The sequence below is a fragment of the Halanaerobium sp. ST460_2HS_T2 genome (assembly GCF_003337665.1).
GTDB lineage: Bacteria > Bacillota > Halanaerobiia > Halanaerobiales > Halanaerobiaceae > Halanaerobium > Halanaerobium kushneri.
Genome location: NZ_QPJF01000086.1, coordinates 1 through 1,064, shown reverse-complemented (window position 1 = coordinate 1,064; position 1,064 = coordinate 1). Strand labels below are relative to the sequence as shown.

At 37.6% G+C, this 1,064-nt stretch carries 2 protein-coding genes; both read left to right on the top strand.

Features of this window, described 5'->3' with window-relative positions; all coding sequences use genetic code 11:
- Positions 1-15 precede the first annotated feature (15 nt).
- Positions 16-711, top strand: coding sequence for a response regulator (locus DFR80_RS15155; RefSeq protein ID WP_076544500.1), 696 nt, complete (start codon positions 16-18; stop codon positions 709-711).
- Positions 712-1,064, top strand: a 353-nt coding sequence (locus tag DFR80_RS15150) for a TrkA family potassium uptake protein (protein ID WP_147270207.1), incomplete at its 3' end; no start/stop codon positions are given.

Sequence of the window (1,064 nt, the reverse complement as noted above, 5' to 3'; positions counted from 1 at the left end):
AGGAGGAAGATAATAATGAAAAATAAAGTACTGGTTGTTGATGATGAAAAGAATATTCGTTTGACTTTAAAGAAAGCTCTTTCGAATGCAGACTATGAAGTTGAAACAGCTGTTAATGGAGAGGATGGACTGGCAAAATTAAAAGAAGAAGAAATCCCGGTTGTACTGCTTGATATGAAAATGCCGGGAATGGATGGCATCCAGTTTTTAAAAGAAGTAACAAATAAAGAAATTGAGACAAAGGTAATAATGATTACAGGATATGGTAGTGTAGAAACAGCAGTTGAAACTCTAAAGTTAGGGGCTGTTGATTATCTGCGTAAACCATTTAAGCCAGAAGAAATTATTAATATTGTTCAGGATGTATTTGAACGCTATAAGGTTGAAAATAGTGAAAAAGAAGTAGAAAGTTTTGAAGAATATATTATGCTTGCTAAAAATGCAATTAATAAACGAGACTTCTCAAAGGCAAAAGAAATGCTGCAGCAGGCCACTTCTCTTGACTCTGAAAAGCCTGAACCATTTAACCTGCTCGGTATTATTTATGAGATGCAGCATAAGCAGGGAGAAGCAATGAAAATGTACAGAGCTGCTCTGGCACTTGATCCTGGCTATAAACCGGCAAATGAAAACATTGAAAGGGCAGGAGAAAGTATGGGCTCCATTGACTTAGATGATGTTAACTTTGGAGATGACGAGGAGGAAGAATAGATGTTTATTGTTATTGTAGGCTGCGGCCGCACGGGTTCTCTGCTTGCTGGAAAACTTTCTCGTTCTGGTAACGAAGTTGTTGTTATAGAGCAGAATCCAGATTCATTTGCTCTGCTGCCGGTTGACTTTTCCGGTTTTGAAATAGAGGGGGATGCAGCGGAAAGTGATGTTTTGATTGAAGGTAAAATAGAATCTGCTGACCTTTTAATAGTTAGTACTGGCAATGATCAGATTAACTATCTTGTCTCACAGATGGCAAGGGTTAATTTTGATGTACCCAGAATTATGGTCAGGACTATAGACCCATCAGTGGAGAAGATGTATGAAAAAGAAGAACGTTTTGAGATATTTTC